Origin of the sequence: Pseudoalteromonas sp. S558 (genome assembly GCF_005886635.1) — a bacterium.
Classification (GTDB): Bacteria; Pseudomonadota; Gammaproteobacteria; order Enterobacterales; family Alteromonadaceae; genus Pseudoalteromonas; species Pseudoalteromonas aliena.
In genome coordinates, this window is record NZ_PNDU01000369.1 from 1 (window position 1) to 4,836 (window position 4,836).

A 4,836-nucleotide genomic window follows, 5' to 3' on the forward strand; every position below is an offset into this window, starting at 1 on the left:
ACACTTGTTCAATCTAGGGACGATTTAATCGCGGCGCGAGGTTTGTAACCTAGTGGGCTAAGTAAAAACCGAGCAACAAAGAGTTAATCGTCCCTAGAAAGAACCCAAAGGGCAGCGCATGTTTGGCATTTATGCTGCGTTATCGCCTATTTATGGGGAATAACCAGAGTTCAGGTTAGTTATTAATAGATATCACTTTATTTCGCCCAAACGCTTTAGCCCTATACAAAAATTCATCCGCTTCTTTTAAGCCATTGCTATAGCCTTCCACTTCATTTACTTGTGCAACGCCAATGCTACAGGTGATAGTCACTTTTTTATTGTCGTTAGTAATCATTAAATACTTTGCCACACATTCACGAAAGTCATCGGCTAATAAAGTTGCTTCAGCCGATTTGAGTTTTGGTAAAATGACCACAAACTCTTCCCCACCGTAGCGAGATTTTAAAGCAGACGTTGAAAACTGTGATTCGAGTAATTTAGTAAATTCAATCAAAACGGTATCACCAAAGTCATGACCATATGTATCGTTCAAGGATTTAAAATTATCTAAATCGATTAATAAAATTGAGAAGGGTAAATATTGCTCAGGTCGAGTTTGTGCAAGCTTTAAAAAATGCGAGGTTATAAAACGCCTATTAGCAACACCTGTTAAGGGATCAGTATAAGCGTCTTGCTTTTGTTCAAGCGTAATATCAGCAATAGCCAAATGACTTTTATGCCTAAAATACTCACCAATAAACGAAAATAAAAAAACAAGGGAAAAAGAAGCTATAAAACGGGTTTTTTCTACATCACCATAACTAACTTGGCCAAAATTGGGACCATATAAAAGCGCAATACAGCAAAGTAGTAAACTTAGACCCAACCAACAACCAAGCCGCACGCCTAAACTCGCGAAGGTAACCACAGGATAAAACATCAGCCAATACAAAGCAGTGTTTTCTTTTCCACCAGTATAAGTAAGCGCAATACACATAATGAATACAATGATCATACTGATCAATGCGACAATTTCGAGTTTACCTGTTTTTATAAAGTAAATTGCACAACTTATAATTGTAAAGTTCACTATCACCAAAGCAACAGTTAGTATTGGTGAATAAACGCTATAATTTAAAAACACCAGCAGCGTGATCACCACTATTGCAATGCCTATCATAGTAAATAAAGAAAACGCTTGGCGTTGCTTATCTGAACTATAAACACTGTCGATGTTTATTACATTGAGCCAATTTTGTTTATTTACCATGTTTTATGCATTACCTATACTTTAAATTTTTTAACCATACTGTCTAAATTACTAAACTGTTGCTTAAGCTTAGTGCATTCATTAAGTGTATTATTTAGATTGCCAATACCTTGCTCAGAAAGTTCGCTGATAGTGCGAATATCAGTATCTAATATTTTAACAACATGATTTTGTTCATCTGTTGCATTAGCAACGGTATGGTTGGCATTATTAATTTGTTTTATCGCTTCAATAATTTGTGACATTACATCGCCAACAGCATCCGCTTGTTGAACACTTTTTTCGCTATCCTCTAAACTGGTTTTCATCAGTTCAACAGCTAAATTTGAGCCCTTTTGCAACTGACCAACGGTGTCTTCAATTTCTTGAGTAGATTGCTGAGTTCTGTACGCGAGTTGCCTTACTTCATCCGCAACGACTGCAAACCCTCTACCAGCCTCACCGGCTCGAGCCGCCTCAATTGCAGCATTGAGTGCCAGTAAATTAGTTTGCTCACTGACCCCTTTAATAACTTCGAGAACTTGACCAATACTTGCTGTGTGAGCATTTAGGCTATTTATCGTTTGCTGTGCTTGCTCAATATTGGCAGATAGTTGATGAATACTTGCTACATTATTATTTAATGTTTCCTGGCTCTGCGTGGAGTGTTGATTTGCATCTTTTGCTAACTGAGAGGCATTGCTCGCATTATGAGATATATCCAACGCAGTAGCTGAAAATTGGTTAATAGCTGCCGCTACATTATTAGTACGTTTACTTTGATCATCAAACATTGATAGCGACGAGTGCGTTTGCGAAACCAGACTTGTTATTGCCTCCTCTAATAGTGCTGTTGTGTGTTTTACTTGCTCAATAGAGTGCTGAATTTTTTCAATAAACATGTTAAAAAAATGACTTAGCTCGCCAAATTCATCATCATTTTCGACGACCAAACGACGTGTTAAATCGCCCTCGCCTTGCGCTATATCTTTAATGGCATCGTTTAATCGATTCATCGGTTGCATTAAATAACGTAACAGCATTTGCATTAAAAGCACAATAACGGCAATACCGATAACCATATATAAAGCCGCCATTTTTCCAAAGCTTGATACACTTTCGAATGCTTTATCTTTATCTATAACCACACCTAAGTACCAGTCAACGTTCTCAATACCGCGTATCTTAGTAAATGAGATTAATTTAGTTTGGCCTTGAACCTCATACTCTGTAAATGTGCTTTGCAAAGGCGTAGCTGTACCGAATAACTCAGTCGTATTTTTTAAATTAAGTGCGCTATCTGGGTGGCTAAGGACCTGCGCGTTTTCATCAAGTAAAAAGCCATACCCCAAACCTAAAAAGTCAATATCAGCAATAATTTTAGAAACGGTTTGCATATCAATATCAGCACCCGCAACACCTCTAAATTGACCATTATCTTGTATAGGTACAACGGCTGAAATGGTTAACTCATTTGTAGTTACGTCGATATAAGGAGTGGTAAAAGCCGTATTTGATTTATTCTCTACTAACTTATACCAAGGCCGTGTTGTTGCATCAAAGTCGGGGGGTAAAACAACCGTTTCATCATTTAAAATAAACACACCACTGGATTTACCAATATACGTGTTTTTAAAACTACCGGCTAATTCTGCTGTATTAAGCTGAGATAAGGTAAGTGACTTAGAATCGCCAACTTTATACGTTTTTGCGACAGAGGCGACAATTGCAAGTTTAGCATTGAGCCAGCTCGCTATATTTTGTGAAACAGATTCTGAATTTTGCTGTAAAACGAGCGCTAACTGTTGCTGTGTTTCATTGCGCATCGATACATAATTATTAATAGTAAAAAGACCAAGAACGAGCACTAACACTAGCGATGCTGCAATCGTAACCTTACTTGTAAATTTCAATGAGTTGAACATAAACGCCCTTATTTATTTTTATCTTTATAAGCATTTACATTTTAGCAAGATTTAGCAAAACATCTTAGCTCTTGAGGCTTATAAATGGGTAATTGATTAAAAATAAGAATAAAGGCTTAAAGTAAGTAACAGGAAACTTGCTGCTCAGGAGTATAACTTGTTTTACACACTCGCATTGGAGCGTTCCAAAAGAATGTTGTTTTATAAGTGACTGAATACGTATTCAGTCACTTATAAAAAGTCGGCATTTACCACTTTTTAGCTAGACGTACGACGTTAAATCCGTACCAAGCAATAAATACATAGCAGATCATGGGTATAAAAAAGCTATCTTGTATACTTATCGTATCTGCAATTAAAGCTTGAGCTAATGGTACGAGTGCACCACCTACAATCGCTAAACATAACCAACCCGAACCTTTACTCGTGAGCGGCCCAAGTCTTTCAATAGCAACAGAAAAAATAGTCGGAAACATGATCGAATTAAATAAGCCAATCGCAAGTACGGAATATAAAGCAACATCGCCTTGGGTAAAAATAGTGATTAATAATAATGCAATAACGCAGCAGGCATTAAATGCTATCGCTTTAGAGGGGGCTATTTTTTGTAGTAAAGCTGAGCCTATAAAACGGCCAACCATAGCGCCTCCCCAGTAATAGCTAATCAAAGTAGCGGCTGCATGTTCTTCAAGTCCTGCGATATGAGCTTCTCCAAAATAATTAACTAAAAAACTTCCTATTGCTACCTCACCACCTACATAACAAAAAAGAGCAATAACCCCCATTTTTAAATGCGGTGCTTGCGCCAAAGAGCGTGCTTGATCTCGCTGATTATTTTCTCCTTTGTGCGATTCTATTTCAGGAAGTTTAATAAATGCAAATACAATAGCAATAATAAGGAGTGCAGCCGCTAGCATCAAATAAGGTACTTTTACCGATTCAGCTGTAGCTGCAGAAGCCGCAAGTGTGCCGGCTGTACCGAAAAACAATAAGCCACCAACATAAGGCCCTACGGTTGTGCCTAATGAATTTAATGCTTGTGCTAAATTAAGGCGTGATGAGGCTGTCTTTTCAGGACCTAAGGCAGCTACATAAGGGTTAGCTGAAACTTGCAAGACAGTAATACCAGAAGCGAGAACAAATAAAGCGCTTAAAAAGATCCAATATTCATGCACCACTACAGCAGGGTAAAATAATAAACACCCTATAGACGCAACGACGAGCCCTGTTAAAATACCTTTTTTGTAACCTAGTTGTTTAACTAACATCCCTGCCGGAATAGAGACAATAAAGTAAGCCCCAAAAAAGCAGAATTGAATTAACATTGCTTCAAAGTAGCTTAGGTCAAATACCCCCTTTAGGCGTGGTATTAGTACATCGTTTAAAACAGTTATAAACCCCCATAAAAAAAAAAGGGTTGTCATCGCAGTCAGTGGAAACAGGTAATTTTTATTTGGCTGTTCATTGACCGCGAATGGTTGATTTGTATTTAGTTCACTCACGTTGTTTTCACTCCATTAACAAGTTGAAAACGATTTTACATGTTTATCAGCGAATTACACACAAACTAAAAAAGAACGTTCCAATTATGTATGGATTTTAATTCCAACCTGCTTATATATGGGGTCTATTTAACGTTAAAAAATTACGCTAGAACTAGGCAAAAATTTTTGTATCTAG

At 37.4% G+C, this 4,836-nt stretch carries 3 protein-coding genes; all 3 read right to left on the reverse strand.

The genetic code is table 11. The features are described 5' to 3' along the window. Positions 1-175: 175 nt before the first annotated feature. The 3 genes from CWB66_RS19465 to CWB66_RS19475 all read right to left on the reverse strand — a co-directional run bounded on the left by CWB66_RS19465 (position 176) and on the right by CWB66_RS19475 (position 4,658). Complete coding sequence (locus CWB66_RS19465) at positions 176-1,252, reverse strand: GGDEF domain-containing protein (protein ID WP_252371801.1); 1,077 nt, start codon at positions 1,250-1,252, stop codon at positions 176-178. A gap of 14 nt (positions 1,253-1,266) precedes the next feature. Beyond that, positions 1,267-3,156, reverse strand: a complete 1,890-nt coding sequence (locus tag CWB66_RS19470; RefSeq protein WP_138586650.1) for a methyl-accepting chemotaxis protein — start codon at positions 3,154-3,156, stop codon at positions 1,267-1,269. A gap of 248 nt (positions 3,157-3,404) precedes the next feature. Then, positions 3,405-4,658: a sugar MFS transporter gene (locus CWB66_RS19475; RefSeq protein WP_138586651.1), complete on the reverse strand. Its 1,254-nt coding sequence runs from the start codon at positions 4,656-4,658 to the stop codon at positions 3,405-3,407. Between the last annotated feature and the right edge of the window lie 178 nt (positions 4,659-4,836).

Coding starts and splice junctions, on each gene's coding strand:
- CWB66_RS19470 (WP_138586650.1), bottom strand. CDS start 3,156: ATGTTCAACTCATTGAAATTTACAAGTAAGGTTACGATTGCAGCATCG.
- CWB66_RS19465 (WP_252371801.1), bottom strand. CDS start 1,252: ATGGTAAATAAACAAAATTGGCTCAATGTAATAAACATCGACAGTGTT.